At 38.9% G+C, this 20,270-nt stretch carries 24 protein-coding genes; 15 read left to right on the top strand and 9 right to left on the bottom strand.

Going from position 1 to position 20,270, the window contains the following annotated elements:
- Positions 1-759, bottom strand: a complete 759-nt coding sequence (locus tag DBR11_RS07170; RefSeq protein WP_108551033.1) for an AraC family transcriptional regulator — start codon at positions 757-759, stop codon at positions 1-3.
- Between the two features lie 60 nt (positions 760-819).
- Complete coding sequence (locus tag DBR11_RS07165) at positions 820-1,521, bottom strand: HAD family hydrolase (RefSeq protein ID WP_233260678.1); 702 nt, start codon at positions 1,519-1,521, stop codon at positions 820-822.
- Positions 1,522-1,595: 74 nt separating this feature from the next.
- Between DBR11_RS07165 and DBR11_RS07160 the strand changes: the two genes are divergently transcribed.
- Positions 1,596-2,162: a Crp/Fnr family transcriptional regulator gene (locus DBR11_RS07160; protein ID WP_108551031.1), complete on the top strand. Its 567-nt coding sequence runs from the start codon at positions 1,596-1,598 to the stop codon at positions 2,160-2,162.
- A 25-nt stretch (positions 2,163-2,187) separates the two neighbouring features.
- Here the strand turns inward: DBR11_RS07160 and DBR11_RS07155 are convergent, their stop codons facing one another.
- Together DBR11_RS07155 and DBR11_RS07150 are read right to left on the bottom strand one after the other, a co-directional pair.
- Entirely contained in the window at positions 2,188-3,432 is a 1,245-nt protein-coding gene (locus tag DBR11_RS07155; protein ID WP_108551029.1) for a carboxypeptidase-like regulatory domain-containing protein, read from the bottom strand.
- On the bottom strand, positions 3,425-3,997 hold the full coding sequence (locus tag DBR11_RS07150; protein ID WP_108551027.1) for an RNA polymerase sigma factor: 573 nt from the start codon (positions 3,995-3,997) through the stop codon (positions 3,425-3,427). The genes DBR11_RS07155 and DBR11_RS07150 overlap by 8 nt, the downstream gene beginning before the upstream one ends.
- Positions 3,998-4,073: 76 nt before the next feature.
- On the opposite strand from DBR11_RS07150, the gene DBR11_RS07145 reads away from it, so the two are divergent.
- Genes DBR11_RS07145 through DBR11_RS30520 form a run of 3 tightly spaced genes read left to right on the top strand, consistent with a single transcriptional unit; the run spans position 4,074 to position 5,040 of the window.
- Positions 4,074-4,424, top strand: coding sequence for a carboxypeptidase-like regulatory domain-containing protein (locus DBR11_RS07145; RefSeq protein WP_158275235.1), 351 nt, complete (start codon positions 4,074-4,076; stop codon positions 4,422-4,424).
- The gene (locus tag DBR11_RS30095) at positions 4,307-4,813 is read left to right on the top strand and encodes a VWA domain-containing protein (protein ID WP_369974422.1); all 507 of its coding nucleotides are present in this window, start codon (positions 4,307-4,309) and stop codon (positions 4,811-4,813) included. The genes DBR11_RS07145 and DBR11_RS30095 overlap by 118 nt, the downstream gene beginning before the upstream one ends.
- Positions 4,814-4,815: 2 nt before the next feature.
- Positions 4,816-5,040 (top strand): VWA domain-containing protein, encoded by a 225-nt coding sequence (locus DBR11_RS30520; protein WP_199233783.1) that lies wholly within the window; start codon positions 4,816-4,818, stop codon positions 5,038-5,040.
- Between the two features lie 146 nt (positions 5,041-5,186).
- On the opposite strand, the gene DBR11_RS07135 is transcribed toward DBR11_RS30520, so the two are convergent.
- Positions 5,187-6,122: a collagen-like protein gene (locus DBR11_RS07135; protein WP_108551023.1), complete on the bottom strand. Its 936-nt coding sequence runs from the start codon at positions 6,120-6,122 to the stop codon at positions 5,187-5,189.
- A 247-nt stretch (positions 6,123-6,369) separates the two neighbouring features.
- On the opposite strand from DBR11_RS07135, the gene DBR11_RS07130 reads away from it, so the two are divergent.
- Together DBR11_RS07130 and DBR11_RS07125 are read left to right on the top strand one after the other, a co-directional pair.
- Complete coding sequence (locus DBR11_RS07130; protein WP_108551021.1) at positions 6,370-7,179, top strand: mechanosensitive ion channel family protein; 810 nt, start codon at positions 6,370-6,372, stop codon at positions 7,177-7,179.
- Positions 7,180-7,197: 18 nt separating this feature from the next.
- Positions 7,198-7,560, top strand: coding sequence for a response regulator transcription factor (locus tag DBR11_RS07125; RefSeq protein WP_108551019.1), 363 nt, complete (start codon positions 7,198-7,200; stop codon positions 7,558-7,560).
- Between the two features lie 50 nt (positions 7,561-7,610).
- On the opposite strand, the gene DBR11_RS07120 is transcribed toward DBR11_RS07125, so the two are convergent.
- The gene (locus DBR11_RS07120; RefSeq protein ID WP_108551017.1) at positions 7,611-8,171 is read right to left on the bottom strand and encodes a ferritin-like domain-containing protein; all 561 of its coding nucleotides are present in this window, start codon (positions 8,169-8,171) and stop codon (positions 7,611-7,613) included.
- Between the two features lie 134 nt (positions 8,172-8,305).
- Between DBR11_RS07120 and DBR11_RS07115 the strand changes: the two genes are divergently transcribed.
- Entirely contained in the window at positions 8,306-9,040 is a 735-nt protein-coding gene (locus DBR11_RS07115) for a DNA-formamidopyrimidine glycosylase family protein (protein ID WP_108551015.1), read from the top strand.
- 4 nt (positions 9,041-9,044) lie between these two features.
- Here the strand turns inward: DBR11_RS07115 and DBR11_RS07110 are convergent, their stop codons facing one another.
- Positions 9,045-9,773 carry a DUF481 domain-containing protein gene (locus DBR11_RS07110; protein ID WP_108551013.1) on the bottom strand — a complete coding sequence of 243 codons (729 nt, stop codon included), beginning with the start codon at positions 9,771-9,773 and terminating at the stop codon, positions 9,045-9,047.
- Positions 9,774-9,858: 85 nt separating this feature from the next.
- On the opposite strand from DBR11_RS07110, the gene DBR11_RS07105 reads away from it, so the two are divergent.
- From DBR11_RS07105 to nrdF, 6 genes are all read left to right on the top strand, one after another.
- Positions 9,859-10,446, top strand: coding sequence for a DUF4142 domain-containing protein (locus DBR11_RS07105; protein ID WP_108551011.1), 588 nt, complete (start codon positions 9,859-9,861; stop codon positions 10,444-10,446).
- A gap of 106 nt (positions 10,447-10,552) precedes the next feature.
- Positions 10,553-12,043: an acyl-CoA dehydrogenase family protein gene (locus DBR11_RS07100; RefSeq protein ID WP_108551009.1), complete on the top strand. Its 1,491-nt coding sequence runs from the start codon at positions 10,553-10,555 to the stop codon at positions 12,041-12,043.
- Between the two features lie 181 nt (positions 12,044-12,224).
- The gene (locus DBR11_RS07095; protein WP_108551007.1) at positions 12,225-12,461 is read left to right on the top strand and encodes a glutaredoxin domain-containing protein; all 237 of its coding nucleotides are present in this window, start codon (positions 12,225-12,227) and stop codon (positions 12,459-12,461) included.
- Positions 12,462-12,474: 13 nt separating this feature from the next.
- Positions 12,475-12,846 carry a class Ib ribonucleoside-diphosphate reductase assembly flavoprotein NrdI gene (gene nrdI / locus DBR11_RS07090; protein ID WP_108551005.1) on the top strand — a complete coding sequence of 124 codons (372 nt, stop codon included), beginning with the start codon at positions 12,475-12,477 and terminating at the stop codon, positions 12,844-12,846.
- Complete coding sequence (gene nrdE, locus DBR11_RS07085; RefSeq protein ID WP_108551003.1) at positions 12,843-14,933, top strand: class 1b ribonucleoside-diphosphate reductase subunit alpha; 2,091 nt, start codon at positions 12,843-12,845, stop codon at positions 14,931-14,933. Before nrdI ends, nrdE begins: the two co-directional genes overlap by 4 nt.
- Before the next feature lie 12 nt (positions 14,934-14,945).
- Entirely contained in the window at positions 14,946-15,938 is a 993-nt protein-coding gene (gene nrdF / locus DBR11_RS07080; protein WP_108551001.1) for a class 1b ribonucleoside-diphosphate reductase subunit beta, read from the top strand.
- Between the two features lie 70 nt (positions 15,939-16,008).
- On the opposite strand, the gene DBR11_RS07075 is transcribed toward nrdF, so the two are convergent.
- Together DBR11_RS07075 and DBR11_RS07070 are read right to left on the bottom strand one after the other, a co-directional pair.
- Positions 16,009-16,791: a hypothetical protein gene (locus tag DBR11_RS07075; RefSeq protein ID WP_108550999.1), complete on the bottom strand. Its 783-nt coding sequence runs from the start codon at positions 16,789-16,791 to the stop codon at positions 16,009-16,011.
- A gap of 12 nt (positions 16,792-16,803) precedes the next feature.
- Entirely contained in the window at positions 16,804-18,273 is a 1,470-nt protein-coding gene (locus DBR11_RS07070; RefSeq protein WP_108550997.1) for an SDR family oxidoreductase, read from the bottom strand.
- 245 nt (positions 18,274-18,518) lie between these two features.
- Here DBR11_RS07070 and DBR11_RS07065 point away from each other — a divergent pair, with 245 nt between their 5' ends.
- Both DBR11_RS07065 and DBR11_RS07060 read left to right on the top strand, forming a co-directional pair.
- Positions 18,519-20,018: an NAD(P)/FAD-dependent oxidoreductase gene (locus tag DBR11_RS07065; RefSeq protein ID WP_108550995.1), complete on the top strand. Its 1,500-nt coding sequence runs from the start codon at positions 18,519-18,521 to the stop codon at positions 20,016-20,018.
- 2 nt (positions 20,019-20,020) lie between these two features.
- A partial coding sequence (locus DBR11_RS07060; RefSeq protein ID WP_158275234.1) for a squalene/phytoene synthase family protein occupies positions 20,021-20,270 on the top strand: 250 nt, incomplete at its 3' end.

The following is a 20,270-nucleotide window of genomic DNA, read 5'->3' as shown; positions in this document are numbered from 1 at the left end:
TTATTTCTTTGGCAAGGTCGAAAATTGAATAAATCGGTCGTTTTTGTTTTTATTGAGTTCTTTGGGTATTACCCCCGAATATTTTTTTACTTCCCGTATAAAATGAGCCTGATCGGAAAAGTCCTGCTGAGGATAAAAAATTCCATCTTTGATTTGCTGAAATGAAGCCCTGAAACGCAAAATATTGCAATAGGTTTTAAGAGAAAGTCCAAACCTGTCGTTAAAATATCTGTTGATTTGCCGGCTGCTCCAGTTCACTTTTTCGGAAAGTTCTTTTACAGTCATAGAGCCATTAGAGGCATAGATCAACTCGAACAGCTTTCGTTTCTTCTCCTTTACAGGCTTTTTAAGCCTTTGTAACAGTTGTTCAGAAACCCTGCTGTAGAAACCCGTAAAACTCTTCAGATCACTTGCCGAAACACCTAAAAAATTTTCAGGAAGGACAAGTACATGACCAAGAAGTTCCGAAAGATGGAGATCCAGAACATATTCAACAGCCAGCAATCTAAAACTTAGTGCATAAATTTTTTCACCGGGTAAAAGGATACCCTTGCTAGCTGCAGTATCCAATCCCATCAGCATAACATGATAAGGTTCTGTTTCAGACACAGAGAAGAGAACATCTACTCTACCATCTGGCAGAACAGCCACTTCTTCCCTTTCTTCGGAGAGATTAGTTAGCATCCAAAAGCTTTCTACAAAATCCTCAAGTCCCTGATTGGGGATAAAGGACTTATATTCAATATTCTTGTTTTGCATTATAGGTTTTTCATATTAAAAGCAAATTATAGCTACTCCAGGATGAATTTAGCAAAAAAACTACACTTCCCGAAGTAAGGTGCATAATTGGTTCAGATACTCAAGTTGGATAAAATTGGGATGGTCCAGGTTCGATTCTACTTGTTCATGAGCCCAGGTAGTGTGATAGGGTATATGAGCGGCGAAACCCCTAAGCTCTAGTACAGGCAAAATATCCGACTTTATAGAGTTACCAATCATCAGGAAGTTTTCAGGCTTACAGTCCAGATGTTTCAATAGCTTCTGATAGTCCTGTGGTTGTTTATCACTCATAATTTCAATATGGTGAAAATAATCCTGCAGTCCAGATTTTTTTAGTTTTCTCTCCTGGTCCAGCAAATCGCCCTTAGTGGCCACAACCAATCTAAAATTCCCTTTAAGGCTTTCCAAAACTTCAGTTACGCCATCTAAAAGCTCTACCGGTTTCTGCAAAAGCTCCTGTCCCAATTCTATGGCTCTGTTTACCAAAGAAAAGCTAGCTGTCCCTTCTGAAATCCGGCTAATTGTCTCTACCATGCATAGCATAAATCCTTTGACCCCATATCCATACAAGGGCAAATTTTTCATTTCAGTTTTAAACAATTCCTGCGAGACTGCATGTTGGGGAAGGTAATCTTCCAGTAATTGGCAGAAATAATGTTCTGCTTCCTGAAAATAGAGTTCGTTTACCCAAAGAGTGTCGTCTGCATCGAAGGCGACCACATTGATTTGATTTTTGATCATTACTTTTGTGTTAAGATGCACAAAAGTAATTTACAATTTGTAGCTAAAAAGGACAATTGTCCCAACTGGAAATTATGCTAAGAACCAATATCCGTTTACTAAACTCTATTGAACAGCTCTACGCGGCTCAACCAAGAAAAGAAGACATTATCCTGAGAACTTTCTCTGCGGGAGAACGGTTACTGGAGCAGGATTGTAAAGCAGAAAAAGTATTTATCATCCAGGAAGGACTGGTTAAGTGCTATCTAACAGAAAAAAACGACAAGAGATACCTTTTTGAATTTCTTGGGAAAGGTGAAATTGTTGGAGAAATAGAAGCTATTAAAAAGCAAAACTGTCTGTGTACCATTGAAGCCATTAGCCCGGTTACGGCTTACTCCATCTCTATTCCCTTTTTTCTTTCATTGATTGATCGGGACCCGGAAATCCCAAAACTTTTGCTGTTTGAATTGACAGACCGCATTTCCAACACCAGCAGCAGGGCCTCTTTTCAGCAACTATATACAGTAGAATATGGCTTGTCGAAACTACTCCAACTCCAGGAGGTAGAAAAAATCCGATTATCTAAAGAAGATATGGCAGCTTATCTGGGAATCTCTGTAAGAAGTTTAAACCGCACGCTAAAACAGCTTGAAAGCTAACTTCAGCACTTACGCTAAGCCAATCTTACTTTTGAAATTTAATTTTGAGGCGAATAACCTGTGTTGAATCCTGAGGATCAGTCGTCCATTTTGAACCTTCCATCAGTATCTCCACCGCTTTTTGATTATTTTTTTCAGACAAACCTTTTTTGATCCTCACATGAACAGGATTACCCTGAGCATCTACATTAAACTCTAATTTCACTGTCCCTCGCTGACCATCCGGAAGAATCGCTTCATGCTTAAGATACTTTTGGTAGGCTGTCCATCCGATGACTGGCTCAGGATAACGGACTTTCCTTTTCGTCCCATAACCTACCACAACTTCATTTAAACTGCTTGTGCTTGGACTTAAGGCAACATCCAAACTGTCCTTGCCTTTGAACTTTATTTGTTCCTGATCATAGCCTAACGCCGACACCACCAGATCCTTGTTTTTTAATTTTGAAGGAACGGACAATGTAAACTCACCTTTGACATCTGTCGCAGTTGTTATAGATGATGCACCTCGTATCCTGACTACTGCGCCAGGCAGAGGAGAATTGTCTTGTTTATCTTTAACAACCCCCTTCATTAATACAGGCGTATCTGAATGGCCAGATTTTACACTTACACCGGCAACTTTCCCCTCCAAAGCATGAGTTAACTCCGTGCCCGGAATTATGATCTGGGAAGAGGCAGTAACGGATTTTTTCCTCTCAGTTGTAAAACCTACAACCGCCACTTCAGCCAGGCTTGTCTTCGCTGTATACAGCGAATCTTCTTTCTTATTTTCAACATCAGCGACCTTAGGAGATAAAGTATTTGATTGGATTCGTTTTGTAACAGAACTATTTCTGCGAAGCGACTGCTGATATTTCTGAGGTGTTATTTGTGTAAGAACTTGCTGCTGATTTCTTACAGAATCTGGTGGCGAAACAGGCTGTGCTTTTGCAGAAACAGAAGGCTGCCGGAAAAGTTTCACTTCCTGAGTTCCGGTCATCCAGAAAACCGCTATCCCCATCACTATAAATAACGAGGCCGCTGCAGCAAGTATTTTCCATAAAATCATTTTACTGGTTTTAGCTCCCACTGTACGCCGGGAAATCAATTGATCAATTTCCGTTAAATTATCCTGGTGTAGTCGTCCTTCAGCCAGCTCCATCCCCATCATCAAATCCATAAACTCAGGATCATGCTGTGCGCGTCTTTCTAACGCATACATTGCACGTTCATCCAGCTCTCCTCTCAGATACTGCCTTATCAACGCTATGTTGTCCTGGCTACTCACGATTTTTCTCCATGCAAATTTTTAAATTCCTTTTCCCGTTCTGTATATAGCTTTTAACATCATTTAAGCTAAACCCTGTAAAATCTACAATTTCCTTATAACACCTTTCTTTAAGAAAAAACAAACTGATGCTCTGCTTCTGTTTTTCCGGCAGCCTTTCCAGACACTTCTCCATGGCTGTCAGCTGACGTTCTTTCTCTTCCAAATCTTCCTGATGCGGTTTCAAAGGAAATTCCACAAAATCATCAATAGCCACATGCTGCCTGTTTTTTGAAGACCGCAACTGCATTAAACAATAGTTTTTACTCAGTACATACAACCAGCTCCCAAACTGACGGATCTCCTGTTTTTTCACTTTAACAATCAACTCTTCAAAAATCTGCATCACCGCATCTTTACTTTGTTCACTATCTTGCAAATAACGATAGCAAACATAATAGACCATAGAAGAATGGGCACGAAACAATTCACCAAGCGGGGCAAGATCACCCGTTTCCAGATAAAGCTTCAGCAAGGCTGCATCATTGGGCGGATCTGTATCTTTAGAGCGTTTGAGCCAATTCATTCCTGTAAAAATACTTTTTTTCTATTCGTTTACGGAAATTTTAAAAGGGATGCATCCCCCTGCAAAAATCCATAATATGAAAAGATTTATTTATTTGATCATGCTGCTCTTAGGTCCAACGACCTTCAACAGCACCGCCCGTACCATTCACGGAAGTGTATATGGTGCAGATGACAAAAAACCAATACCTGCTGTCGCTGTTTACGTAAAAGGTACAAATATTCGCACATCAACGGATCGCAATGGAAAATATTCTTTGACCACTAAAGAGGAAAAAGTGGTACTGCTCTTTTCCATGATTGGTTACGAATTCCAGCAGATAGAAGTAAAAAAGTCCAATACAATCGATATCTGGCTGCAGCCCTCCAAAACTTCTCTTCAGGAAGTCAGGGTAATGGGTTATCAGTCAGCAACATGCGCAGGTTAATCAACCAGGACCAATTGTCACCAAAGGATGCGGTTCGTACTGAAGAGTTGTTAAATTATTTTCATTATGATCTTCAAGGTCCTGTTAACCAGGATCCTGTTGCTATACATACTGAACTATCTTCTGCCCCATGGAATACACAACACCGCTTACTGCGCATAGCATTAAAAGTAAAAGCACTTAAAACAGAACAGCTGCCTCCTTCTAATCTGGTTTTTCTACTGGATGTATCCGGCTCTATGGAAGGCCCTAACAGGCTTCCGCTGTTCAAAGCCTCCATGAAAATGCTGGCAGATCAGCTGAGGCCAGAAGATCACGTTGCTATTGTAACCTACGCTGGTACAGCCGGCTTAAAACTGGGTAGTACATCTGGTCATCAGATGGCATAAAAATGGCCTATCAAATTGCCAGGGAACATTTCATCAAACAGGGAAACAACCGGATTATATTAGCCACCGACGGAGATTTTAATGTGGGCGCTTCGAGCGATGAGGATATGGAAAAATTGGTGGCCAATGAAAAAAACAGTGGGATCAGTTTATCAGTCCTCGGTTTTGGAATGGGTAATCTTAAAGATAGTAAAATGGAAACCTTTGCAGGTAAAGGGAAGAGATGAAGAAGGCTATCGTACCGAATTCATCAACCTGGCAGAAAGCGCAAAACTGCTTTCTAAAAGCAATGACTTGGCTCGGAATGAAAAATAGAAAAAGGGGTAACTACTCTGCAGAGTAGTTACCCCTTTTTCTATTTTTCTAAACCAAACTAGTCAGGTATCCTGAAGAACTTCCTCACCTCCTCATAATTATTGATATCGATGTGTTTCGAGGCCATCAACTTCGTTCCCCCTGGTATAATAACATACCGATATTGCAATAAAGTAGACAATGCTATGCTATTTAAACCACTTGAATTATCGGCAGTAAACCGTGTAATAATAAAATGCTTGAGCCTTGGAAAATAAGACATAGTATTTAACTTTCCACCTGCATAACTGGTATAAGGTAAAGTATAGACCCCGCCACCAAAAGTAAAGTAAACCTGGTAAACCGCATTTCCCAAATAATCAGCACTTAATGCAGGTGCAGATAAGTCTGCGGCATGCATATTTGTATTGTCGGCTATCGTATCCCTAAAATTTGATGCATAGTTCCAACCTGAATACAATACATTCGCTGTCCCGGCTGGCCCTTGTAAAGATACTGCCGGCCCCCATCCTGATACAATTTTAGGCCCATAAAGCATAAAATTAATTTTATCCAGATAATAATCTCCAATAGCGCCTAATGAAGCGGCTGGGATACCAGAACCACTTAATATTTTACTTCCTGGAGTTCCTGCTGCTCCGGTAGCACCGGTAGCTCCAGCGGCACCACTAGCACCTGTTGCGCCCGTACTTCCCTTAAGAGAAAAGGCAGTTCCCCATCCAGACGCAGTTTTAGGTCCATAAAGCAGGCTCGTAGAACTATTCAGATAATAATCACCAACAGCCCCCAGTGCGGCCTCAGGTAACGTCGTTCCGCTATAAATCACGCTCCCAGCTTTTCCGTTAGGACCAATGGGACCTGCTGGACCAACCGCTCCTTGCTGGCCGGTTTGCCCCGTTGGTCCTTCAGGCCCTTGTGCACCATCTTTACTGCAGGACAGTGCAAATAATCCGATCATTGCAAGGCCTATTAATAAGTAATTGATCTTTTTCATAAGATTTAAATTTTAAATAGATTGAAGGTTAATACTCATATCCAAATTTCTCCATTCGCTTAAACAGAGACACGAGTATTTCTACGCGTTCTTGCAGCGTATTTTCACCTGATATTGATATCGGCAATACGCTCCGTTATTATCAAAAACTTTTTTCCACAGATCATGTTATTTCTTCGTGAGTGTATAATTTGTTTTTATTAAAGGAGCCGTTATCATTTAACGGCTCTCTTTTAAATCCAATTTCATGAAAGAAGATCCTTTAAAGAAAACCACCGATTTTTACGATAAGATTTTTGACTGGATTATTTTAAATGGTCCAAATCTTTTATTTGCCATCCTTGTATTGGCTATAGGCTTTTGGCTTATCAAAATACTTTCCAGATGGATGACTAACCGCATGCACCACAAGGATGTAGACTCCTCGCTAAGGCCGTTTCTAACAAGTTTAATGGTCACTATGCTTAGGGTATTGCTTGTGATTTGTGCCATGCAGATTGCAGGAATACAAATGACCATTTTTGCTGCACTCATCGGCGCCTTTGGTGTAGCCGCCGGACTGGCTTTGTCTGGAACGCTGCAGAATTTCGCGAGCGGTGTGCTTATACTTTTACTGAAACCATTCCAGGTTGGAGATAACATTATTGCCCAGGGACAGGAAGGAACAGTAAGCTCTATACAGATCTTTTACACCATTGTAACTACATTTGACAATCGGACTGTAGTTGTACCCAACAGTAAGCTTTCCAACGAGATCATCATCAACATTAGTACTATTGGGAACAGAAGACTCGATATTGAAATAAAATTCGGTTATGGCATTGATTTTGAAACACTAAAACCAGTCATGCAACAGGCTGTTCAAGAATGTAAAGATGTACTTATCAGCCCAAAAAGCAGAATTGGCGTTTCTGCACTGGAAGAGAGCGGCTATAAAGTTATGGTAAATGTATGGCTGAATGCCCACGGATTTAACGACGCTAAATTCATATTTCAGGAACATCTGATGACAAAATTAAAAACTGCAGGAATAAAACTCCCTGGACTACCGGAATAATATAATAAACTTAATCAGATGAATAAAATACTTGTTGTAGATGACAATCATGATATCGTTGAGATTACGACCATAATTCTTGATCTAGAAGGTTATGAGGTAGACGGTATATTTAACGGCACCGATGTACCAGATAAGATCGATAGTTTTCAGCCGGAACTTATTTTACTCGATGTAATGCTTGGAGATCGTGACGGCAGGGAAATCTGCCATGAGATCAAAAGTAATCCACAAACTTCACATACAGGCATTATTATGATCTCCGCTTCTCACGACCTAGGTAAGATGGATGAAAAATATTGCAAGCCCGACGGAATGATTTCAAAACCTTTTGATATCCAATTCCTCATTGAAACTGTTAATAATTATTTCAAAAAATAAAAAAAGAGACATCAAAAGATGTCTCTTTTCAATAAGGATTAGATAAATAATTATTCTGCTACGGCAGCATCGTTAATAGAAGCTTCAGCTGCCTGCGTCAAAGCTTCATCGGTTGCCTTTTCATTATCCAAGGTCTGCTGCAGTAAGTCAACTACTTCCGTATGTCCCATACATTCTGCAAACGTCCTTAAAGTACCATAGGTACCAATTTCATAATGTTCTACTTTTTGAGCGGCAAGAATTAAACCGGCATCCCTTATCATGGTGCCTTCATCTGTATCCTCAATAATACTATTGGCTTCTTCCAACAGTCCAGCCATGGCATCGCATTTTTTAGCCACAGGCTTTTCCTCTAATAATTCAAACACCTTCTCCAGCGTTTCAATATGCGTCTGGGTCTCTGCAGTATGTTTGTCAAATGCGGCTGCCAACTCAGGGCTGGTTGCTGCTTTTTTCATTTTAGGCAAGGCTTTTACCAGATGCTTCTCTGCCCAATAAATGTCTTTTAACTCATCAACAAAAAATTCGTGAAATTCAGAATCTTTCATCTTGCCAGTCATTCCGGATACTTTTGATCCTTTTTTGCTTGTTGCTTTTGTTGTAGTTGCCATAATTTTTGTTTTTTTAGTTCGATGTACCCTACTAACCTTTGCAACTGCCGATTGTTTATAAAATTAAATCTTTTTTTTCTTAAAACTTATTCGTTAAAAACCTGTTCTTCATTACTTTACAAATTCTTTTTTTTATGCCCGAAGGACCATCAATTGTTATATTAAGAGAACTCATTGAGCCTTTACATCTGGAAGGAACAGAAATTTTAGCTGTTAGTGGAAATACAACGATAGACAAGGACAGAATGCTGCATCAGCAAGTCATCGCAGTTAAAAGCTGGGGTAAACATTTTTTGATCTGTTTTAAAAATTTCACCCTTAGGATACACTTTATGATGTTTGGCAGCTACAGAATTAACGAACGTAAAGACACTCCCGAAAGGCTCAGTCTATTGTTCAAAAATGCAGAGCTTAATTTCTACACTTGTTCTTTAAAATACATAGAAGGAAAAACAGACCTCAGCTACGATTGGTCGGCCGATGTAATGGCAGAAGAATGGGACCCGAAGAGAGCCTTAAAAAAAGTAAGGTCACATCCAGATTCTTTGATATGCGATATTTTACTGGATCAGCAGATTTTCTCAGGTGTAGGAAATATTATAAAAAATGAGGTTCTATACAGGGTAAGCATACAGCCCCTGAGTAAAATAAATGCGATACCTTTGCCTAAACTCAAGCTTTTAATCACAGAAGCCCGGAAATACAGTTTTGATTTTCTGGAATGGAAAAAAGCTTTTACACTTAAAAAGCACTGGCTGGTTAACACCAGAAAAATCTGTCCTTTTGGACATTCTTTAAAAAAGGAATATTTGGGAAAAACCAAAAGACGAACATTTTATTGTCTTATCTGCCAAAAACTGTATCTGTGACAGCTTAAAAATACCGTTCAAAAGTCAATCCATAACTTAGTAATGAATTTTGTCGATCTGTTCTGGATACACGGTTGAAATTATAAGCAGTAGTGAAACTGAGCCATTTATTGAGTTTAAGCGATAAGGAATTATTGGTTTTAAAGATATAATCATCACCTTGTTTTAGAGAAACCTGATAGTAAGTTGAACTATTCAAGATAATCACCTTTCGGATTATAAATTTAAAGGTTACCCTCAAAGAATTACGGTAAGTATGGTACACGTCAGGAGCGTCGTCAACAATCAGATCACTGCTGTCAAATAAAATTCCATTACTTAAATTAAGATAAGCATTTTCTCTATCATAAATACTATAAGCTACTCCCGCGCCAGCAAGGAGTTGATTGTTTACCTTTAAAGATTTACTTGTATTGTAATTGGTTAGTCCCCAGTAGAAGAAGTGTGAGGCATTTTTATAAAGGTTAAAATCAAGTGAAGAGGAAAAATCATTATTAGTCAATTCCCTGTCCTGTTGGCCATAAACCCAATTGTTATTAAAGTTTAAACTCATTCCCTTTTTCCGGATATTTAATTTTACGGCGTTGTTTAATAAGTAAGAGCGATTATCATTAGTCGTATTCAAAGAACCCGTAGAAGTGTAATTGACATAATAATTCGTACTGTCGCTAAACTGTGCATTACAGACAAATGTGGTAAAAAGAAATATGAAGCACAAAAACAGTTTATACATAGGCAAACCAAAAAGGTACACGCATTAAACAGATCTAAACCATTTCTGTTTTCATTTGTTAAGAGAGAAACAAAATCTTAAATCTATGAAAAAATTATTTTATCTATTATCCTTCTCTGCAGCTGCATTTGCATTTCAGGGATGCGGGAATGGCAATCACGATGCCAAAGATACCGCCGACAGTTTAAACAAAGTAAAAGATACAACCTCAAACGCGGCAGCTACTGGTGGAATCGCCGTTGATCAATCAGACGCTGAATTTACAACAAAAGCAGCAGCGGGAGGTATGGCAGAAGTAGAACTTGGAAAATTAGCTTTAAGTAAAAGCAGCAATGCTAAAATCAAAGAATTTGCAACAATGATGGTCAAAGATCACGGCCAGGCGAATGAAGAATTAAAAGCAATTGCAAAAATGAAAAACATCACCTTACCTGGTACTTTAGATGCAGACCATCAGAAAAAAATGGACGAACTGAACAAAAAATCAGGTGCTGATTTCGATAAAGATTATGTTCAGACGATGATAGATGGCCACAAGTCCACGCTTAAATTAATGCAGGACGAAGCTAAAGATGGAAAAGATGCAGATCTTAAGGCCTTTGCTACCAAAGTAACGCCTATAGTTCAATCCCACCTGGATATGATTAATAAAATTCATGATAGCATGAAATAAAAATCAATTCAAATAATTTACTGAGGTTATTTAACCTTAGTAAATTATTTAGAAAGATTCTTAATAATATTCGTAAGTTTGGCCTGAACCTAGATTTACGAAATAGATGATTCCGGAATACATACACGATTTTGAATTACGCCTCAAATACATCTTCAGAGAGAAATATAATATTGATCAGATCAGTCTGGAAAGAGGCCTCCCCAAAAACGTATTGGAGGAGATCATGGCGGAAAGACCACTTGCAGCAGCGATACCCGAAATCTATGGCGGTCGCGGATGTCAAGTCCGAGAATGCCTGGGCATCCTTGCCGCAGCCTCCTATGAATCCCTTCCCCTATCCCTTACATTCGGAATCAATATTGCACTGTTTTTAGAACCAGTTGCCAAATATGCAGATCCATCCCTTCGACCTGAAATCTTTAAACGTTTTCTTGAACAACAAAATATGGGTGGATTAATGATCACTGAACCAGATTTTGGAAGTGACGCTCTGAATATGAAAACCACCAACAAAACAAGTACTGACGGATATCATATCAAAGGAACAAAGCATTGGCAAGGACTCACTGGTATGGCAGATTATTGGCTGATCGCATCACGAAACCAAAAAGACAACGGAGATTTATCTAGAGACATTGATTTTTTTCTTTGTGACAGGACCAAAGCCGGGCAACAGATTGTTGTGGAACAATATTACGACAACCCAGGGCTTTATATGATTCCCTACGGACTAAATCAACTAGACATTCATGTACCCTCCAATTACAAACTGCAGCCCGAAACTACTGGTATCAAGATGATGCTGGACATCTTACACCGGAGCAGAATGCAGTTTCCCGGAATGGGTATGGGCTTTATCAAAAGAATGTTGGATGAAGCACTGGCTCACTGCCAGCAAAGAAATATAGGCAACAGCAAACTCATCGCCCTGGACAATATCCAGTTCCAGCTATCCAGAATGCAGGCCGCCTATACCATCTGCTCTGCGATGTGCGTACGCAGCAGTCAGATCAGCGGAATTAACCACAATCTTGCCGCCGAAGGCATGGAAGCAAATGCCATGAAAACAGTGGTCACAGATTTAATGCAGGAATGCGCCCACCTGCTGGTCCAGCTATCAGGAGCAAATGGTTACCGTACTTCCCATATTGGTGGACGTGGAATTATGGACAGCCGACCTTTTCAAATTTTTGAAGGATCTAATGAAATGCTCTATGCCCAGATTGCAGAAACGACAGGAAAAATGATGAAGAAGCATAAACTCCGGAATTTGATTGAATTTCTTGAAGACTTTCCACTTACACAAAGAGCAGGTGAACACTTCCGGAAGACATTATCTTTTGAGATAGAAGAGAACCTGCCACAACGAAAACTCGTTGATTTGGGAAAGATTATTGCACGCATCATCTGCATATCGTATGTACTTGAAATGCAGGACAAAGGTTTTAGAGAAGATCTGATTAAAAACGCTATCACCACTGTGCAACAGGAAGTTTCGGCTCTGGTCACGCTTCAAGGTTTTAACAATTCCAACCAGGTAATAGAAGATTACCAAAGCAATAGTTCCTGGTTGGAGATGACTAAAAGTTTTTAACATCGGTTTATGTTTCTTTTACCCAGTAATCTAATATCTTATATTTTTTTTTGATCGAATTTATCAGAAATTTTGAATGATTGACTGAGTAATGTGGACAACTATTTAGAAAGATTCTTAACAAAAGAAAGAGATTTGAAAGAGTTCCGGAAAGGGCATTTGATAATTTAAACAGTCTACGATGAAAAGAATCTTGAAATTTGAAAAGAATGATTGTGCGCCATGCACAATGGTATCTCAATACCTCAATCAAAAAGGTATTCATTACGAAACGATCAACCCGTTTGATCAACCGGAAACAGCTGTAAAATATAAAGTACACTCGGTACCAACGGTTATCGTACTGGAAAAAGAAGAAGAAATACAAAGGATCATTGGTTTTAAACCAGAGGAATTATCTGCTTTAACCGCAATTTAAATACGGTAATGTGATGGCTCCACTAATTTATTACGACAGTAAAACAGGCAATGTAGAACGTTTTGTAAACAAAATAAAAGTAGTAACTGGATGGGATATTGTACGCATTACAGACGATTTAGAAATTAAAAAGCCCGGACATCTGGTTACCTATACCACTCAAATAGGTGAAGTGCCAGAAAGAACTGTTGATTTCTTAAAACGTCATGCGAAATACATCATGACGGTATCTTCAAGCGGCAACAGAAATTGGGGCGCTAACTTTGCCAAAGCAGCAGAAAAGATTGCAGCGGCCTATCACTTGCCCATCCTGCTGCAATTTGAACTCTCCGGTACGCAACCAGACGTTCAAAAATTAATTCATCTCCTAAACCAAGACATATGATAACAAAGAAATGGATCTTGCTCAATAACGAGATCATGATAAAAAAAGACGACGAATTTAGTCTTGACAAAGATAAAGATGCAGTGAGATCCTATTTTCTGGATTATATCAATAAAAACACTGTATTCTTTTACACGTTAAAGGAAAAGATCGACTATCTGATCGAAAATAATTATTACATCAATTTTTATGAACAATATACTTTTGAAGAACTCGAGCGCGTATATGAATTTGTCTACGCAAAAAAATTCCGCTTTCAGTCTTTCATGAGTGCTTTTAAATTCTTTCAAAGTTACGCGCTGCGCGACGATTCCGGAGAAAAATTTCTGGAAAGATATGAGGATCGTGTAGTGGCTGTTTCTTTATTTCTTGCACAGGGCAAAATAGATCAAGCTTTAAAATATGCTGAAATCCTCATCGACCAGGAATATCAACCTGCCACGCCTACTTTTCTAAATGCCGGCAAAAAACGCTCAGGAGAACTCGTATCCTGCTTTTTAGACGAAATTGGTGACAATATTAATGGTATTGGGTATGCGATAGACTCGGCCATGAAACTCTCCTCTATAGGCGGCGGGGTATCCTTTAATGTATCAAAAATCCGTGGACGGGGAGAATCGATTAAAGGCGTAGACGGACGCTCAAGCGGAATCCTTCCTGTTATGAAAATACTCGAGGACACCTTCTCTTATGCCAATCAACTTGGACAAAGACCAGGTGCCGGCGCTGTATACCTTAATATTTTCCATATTGACATAGAAGAATTTTTGGATTGTAAGAAAATCAATATTGACGAAAAAGTAAGGATTAAATCCCTGTCTATCGGCGTTGTGATCCCAGACAAATTTATGGATCTTGCTGCTCAGGATGGCATATGTTACCTTTTCTATCCGCATACCGTTTTCCAACAATATGGCATCTATCTGGATGAAATGGATATGGATAAAATGTATGACGAGTTGATCAGCAACCCAAAAGTCAGAAAGAAAAAGGTCAATGCACGCCATCTGATGGTTAAAATTGCACAGACACAAAAAGAAAGTGGCTATCCCTACCTGTTCTTTAAAGGAAATGCGAACAAAGAGCATGCCTTGCAAGATCTTGGTAACGTTAAATTCTCCAATCTATGTACCGAAATTATGCAAATATCTGATGTCTCCGATATCAATATTTATGGTAAAGAAGATCAGATCCGTTATGGTATTTCCTGTAATCTGGGTTCTTTGAACATTGCTACGGTAATGGAAAATAAAAGAATCAAAGAAACCGTAGAGACCGCTATGCGTTCGCTTACTGTGGTTTCAGATATGACTAATATTGAAATGGTGCCAAGCGTACAAAAAGCAAATAAAGAACTTCATAGTGTAGGTCTTGGTGCCATGAACCTGCACGGTTATCTGGCCAAAAATTACATCATGTACGAAAGTAAAGAAGCGCTTGATTTCTGCAATGTGTTCTTTATGATGGTTAACTTTTACTCCTTAAAAGCATCGATGGAAATTGCCCGGGAGAAAGGGCAAAGCTTTGAAGGGTTTGACAAATCGGACTATGCGAATGGTCGTTACTTTGAAAAATATACCCATTCAGAGTTCCATCCCATAACAGAAAAGATCAAGCTCCTGTTTCAGGGAATGACCATTCCTGGCAAAACTGAATGGGAGCAATTGAAAACTGATGTTCAACAATACGGCGTATACCATGCCTACCGCATGGCCATCGCACCAAATCAAAGCACCTCTTATATCATGAATGCAACAGCCTCAGTTATGCCTGTTGTAGACACCATAGAAGTAAGAGAGTACGGAGACAGCACCACTTATTATCCTATGCCTTATCTGGATAACGACAATTATTTTTTCTATAAATCGGCTTATGATATGGATCAGAAAAATGTTCTTCGTCTGGTATCCGTTATACAGCGTCATGTAGACCAGGGCATCTCCACCATACTGCATACCAATACAAAAGACAATACCCGTGATCTGGCTAAATATTATATATATGCCCACAAAGCGGGACTTAAATCATTATACTATACCCGAACACGCAAAGCATCTATTGATGAATGCATTTCCTGTTCAGTTTAATCCCAATATACAATGACACAATTTAAAGCCGTAAACTGGAACACACCAGAAAATGATTATACCGCTATGTTCTGGGAACAAAACATCAGGCAGTTCTGGGTAGATACCGAGTACATTCCTTCTAAAGACATTGATAGCTGGAAAGGCCTGAGTCCCGAAATCCAGGAAGCCTACAAAAAAGCTCTGGGTGGCCTAACCTTACTGGACACTTTACAGAGCCATACCGGCATGCCTAAGATTCTTGACCATATTGATTCCCTTCAAAATAAAGCCGTACTTTCTTTTATGTGCATGATGGAAGCGATCCACGCCAAATCCTATTCCACTATTTTTACAACGGTAACCACCACTCAGGAAATCAATGAATTGTTTGACTGGGTCCATTCCAACAAACACTTACAATTTAAGGCTGCTACGATAGATCAATACTACCGCAGTCTTGATAAAAAGCAAGTTAATACAGAAGACCTCTATATGGCACTGGGTGCTTCCGTATTGCTGGAATCGTTTTTATTCTATAGTGGATTTTTTATGCCGCTATGGTTGTGTGGACAGGGTGAAATGGTGGCCAGTGCAGACATCATCAAAAAAATTGTAGCCGACGAATCCATACATGGTGTATTTGTCGGTCTTCTGGCACAAGATATTTATAAGACTCTTCCAAACCCGGAAAAAGTAAAAGACAGACTGATCAATCTGTTGCATGAACTCTACGAAAACGAGCTTAAATATACCGAAGAGGTTTATACGGATATAGGGCTTACCGCAGAGGTAAAAGAATATGTACGATACAATGCCAATAAAGCACTTATGAACCTCGGTTTTGAAGAAATATTCGAAGTTAAGGAGGTGAACCCTATTGTATTGAACGGTTTAAATCTGGAGACTACACAGCATGATTTTTTCTCCAAGAAATCAACCAACTATGAGAAATCCATGGAAGTAACTCATCTGCGTGATGAAGATTTCGTATTGGATCTGGAGGATGACTTTTTATCCATTTAAAAAAGGAAGGTCATCTTCATGAGAATGACCTTTCTTTTCTAGTAAAACCTCTGATAATCATAACCCGTCCTTACATCTTTTCCAACGAACTGTTCCGATTTTTCAGACCACTAATTACTATAAAAATCAATAAAACAGTTGCCACGGTGTAGCAAGTATAGACAACACCTATACTGCCACTTGCATGCTTATTAGACACAGCAATGGCTACAAGTGCCCAAATCCCAACTATTCCATATTCTCGAAGATTGCGCACCCTGATCATGAATATATTAATCAGTCCCGCGACACAGATCATAATCATCGTCCAGGTAACACTGGAAATTCCCCAGCCGCTCCAATGTATTTTGGTAAGGAAAGCTGCAATGTTAGCAATTAAGGCAACAGAAATCCATCCGGAATATAACGCAAATGGCCAAAATACAAAAAGGTACATCTTAAAAGGATGAGCATCCAGTTCCATACGTGTATTCACAATAATTTTTAGCAGACAGATCAATAAAACCCCCATTAAGAGAACCGAAGAACCTGTATAGTCAGACAGCCAAGCAACCACCCAAAGAGAATTTGCACAACAGGAAAGTACAAACCACCACCCAATCTTCAAAAGTACCGAGTTCTCGTCCTTATTTTTAGCAAGACTGCGCACAGAATAAAAGACGAAACTCAATAAACCAAGATAAATAAGTCCCCATATGGAAAAGGCATAACCTGCCGGGGTAAAATAATTGAAATATTTATCAGAAATCTTTTTCATGGTATTGCCATTCAGCATTCCGGCATTTGAAATATAATTGACCAAAATAGTGAGAATTAAAGCGGCGGTGTTAGCAAAGGCGAGTATCTTTTTCATAGAATGTACAGATTAGGGTATATTTAAATTTTCATCGTTCAATGTTTTTTTTAATTGATTATAGCGAGCTATATTCTTCAGCATTCCCTTAAAAATAAAAGCATGAAAGGGCAAAACAGAATACCAGTATAATCTGCCTGCTATGCCTAGCGGACGAAAAGTCGCGGTTTGTATAAATATGTCTTCCTTATCTATTTTAAATTCCAACCAGGCCTCTCCAGGCAACTTCATTTCTGCGTACAACAACAACCTACGATTTTGTCTATCCGCAAGAATCACCCTCCAAAAATCAATTACACTCCCTGCAGACAGGCGGTCAGAATTTGTTCTTCCCCTTTGGAGGCCTACGCCACCAAACAGTTTATCTAAAAACCCCCTGATGTCCCAAAGCCAGTTTGCATAATACCAGCCTGTTGCCCCCCCGATAGACCAGATGTTATGTAGTACTCTTTCAGGATCATCTACTTTCATGGAACGCACATCTTTAAAACATCCTTCCTGAGGAACCTCAATCAGTTTTTTAAATCTATCTGGATAAGCATCATTATTCATAGCATCCCTCCAACTGGATATCACCTGATTTTGCTCAATTTTTCCAAATGCCAGTCTTATTGACTCTTCATAGGTCATGGTTTCAATGCCTAATTTTTCCTGTAGCTGATTGGGCTTAGCTATAACATCAACCTTCATACTCTCCACTAAATTACTTGCTAATGGATAAGATGTGGAAGTCACGAAATAAAGCCAGTAGGAAGATAGTTTTGGAGTCATTACAGGAACAATAAAGATCTTGCGTTTAAGACCTCTAACTTTAGCAAACCGCAGAAGCATATTTTTATAGGTAATGACCTCTGGCCCCCCGATATCAAAAGCCTTATTTAAAGCATAATCTTTCATTAAAACTCCTTCAAGAAAATGCAGCACATCACGAATACCAATTGGCTGGCAACGTGTGTTAAGCCACTTTGGTGCAATCATTACTGGAAGCTTTTCTATAATATCCCTGATAATTTCAAAGCTGGCACTCCCAGAGCCTACAATAATACCTCCTCGTAAAGTCGTTAGCGCATAACCATCCGATTTTAACGTTTCTTCTACATTTAGACGGGAAAGTAAATGTTTAGACAAATTTTCACTGTTAACGATTCCGCTTAAAAAAACAACTTGTTTTGCATTCGTCTGCTCTACAGAATGCTTAAAATTAATTGCGGTTAACAGTTCCGCCTGAGAAAAGTCATTTTTTTCAGACGACATAGAGTGCATAAGGTAGTATGCCACATCTATATCTGCAGGTATATGAGCAAGGCTTTCTTTTTTCAAAAAATCCACCTCAATTACTTCCAAATCAAATTCTGCAAATTTTTCTGTATCAAAGCGATTTCTATTCCGGACACAACAAACTACCTGATGCTTGTGCTCAAGTAAAACCGGAAGCAAACGTTGAGCAATATAACCGGTTGAACCCGTTAGCAGTATTTTCATTGGATTATTAATTATTCGTATTTTCTATGTTATTTTTAATACTCATGCTTGCTTCGCAGATTGTTTTTCATCATTAATAAGACTGTCTTTAAATACATTACAATACCATTAATGCTTTATTTTCCTTCTAATCTCAAATTTAGTTATAGGATACACTGCACAATAGTACAAATCTAAACTATATTAGTATATATTTGTATTAATAAACATTTGATTTAACACAACATAATAAATCAACATCCTGGATGCTAAATAATTTAACTCAAAAAACCTTACAAATTGCTGTTATAGGTTCTGGTTTTGCCGGAATAAGCGCTGCAGCTTACCTGGCAAAACAAGGTTACCATGTAGATGTTTACGAAAAAAACGCCGAAATCGGAGGCAGGGCCCGCCAACTTATAACAGATAATGGCTACGTTTTCGACATGGGGCCAAGCTGGTATTGGATGTCCGAAGTATTTGAAAAGTTTTTCAATGATTTCGGTTATAAAGCAGAAGATTTCTATGAACTACAATTACTAGATCCAGGTTTCAGTGTTGTTTTCAGTACTACCGATGTATTGAATATTCCTGCCAATTTTGAGGAATTGTGTCAGTTATTTGAATCTATTGAAAGCGGAAGCGCAGAAAATTTGAAGAAATTTTTGGCCGAAGCAGAATATAAATATAAAATAGGCATGGAAAAACTAGTCTATAAACCAGGGCTATCTATATTTGAATTTGCAGACATAGACTTCATCAAAGGCCTGTTTAAATTGCAGGTATTTACTTCTTTCAGTTCACATGTAAAAAAACACTTCAAAGATCCCAGACTTATCGCATTGATGGAATTCCCGGTGTTGTTTCTTGGTGCTATGCCTGAAGATACACCTGCTTTATACAGTTTGATGAACTATGCTGGCCTAAAACTAGGCACCTGGTATCCAAAGGGTGGTTTTGGAAAAGTGATTCAGGCTATGAAAACTGTTGCAGAAAAGCAAGGCGTCCAATTTCACACCGGTACAGCTGTAACCGCACTAGAGGTAGAAGGAAAACACATTGTAAAACTGAGTTATGAAAAGGGTGCCAAAGTCTATGATGGTGTTATTGCTGCAGCCGATTACCATCATATAGAAGAAAAATTGCTCAGCCAGCCGCACAGAAATTATTCAGAGCAATATTGGAAAAACAGAATCCTTGCGCCCTCCTGTCTCATCTTCTACCTTGGAGTAAATACAAAAGTAGATCGCTTAAACCATCATACCCTATTCTTTGACGAAGATTTAAAACAACATTCTCACGAAATATATAAAGATGCACAATGGCCTTCAAACCCCCTGTTCTATGTGTGCTGCCCAAGTATCACTGATCCTACAGTTGCACCAAAGGGCCACGAGAACCTGTTCATTTTAATGCCGCTTGCCCCAGATGTAAAAGATCCTGAAACAGTCCGGGAGCGATATTTCCGGTTGATTATGGATAGACTGGAAGCATATACAGGAACTTCCATACGGGAACACCTGGATTATAAAAAGAGTTATTGTGTAAGTGATTTCATTGCTGATTATAATTCTTATAAAGGAAATGCTTATGGATTGGCCAATACCCTGATGCAAACCGCAAATCTAAAACCTTCCTTAAAAAACAAAAAAATAAGCAACCTTTTTTATGCCGGGCAGCTTACCGTACCCGGCCCTGGTGTTCCCCCGTCAATCATTTCCGGAAATGTAGCAGCACAACAACTTATAAAGTACCTAAATCAATAATTATGAAAGAAATATTTGACAAGTTATCAGCACAATGCAGCGAAATGATTACCAAGCGTTACAGTACAAGTTTTTCATTAGGTATCTATTTTTTAAACGAAAGACTTCGCCAACCTATTTATTCTATTTATGGCTTTGTAAGACTTGCAGATGAAATTGTAGACAGTTTCCATAATTATAATAAAGTCATTTTACTTTCTAAATTTAAAAGAGACTGCTTTGAGGCTATAGAAGACGGCATCAGCCTAAATC

The sequence above is a fragment of the Pedobacter sp. HMWF019 genome (assembly GCF_003061025.1).
Lineage (GTDB): Bacteria > Bacteroidota > Bacteroidia > Sphingobacteriales > Sphingobacteriaceae > Pedobacter.
This window is presented reverse-complemented; position numbering and strand designations above follow the sequence as displayed.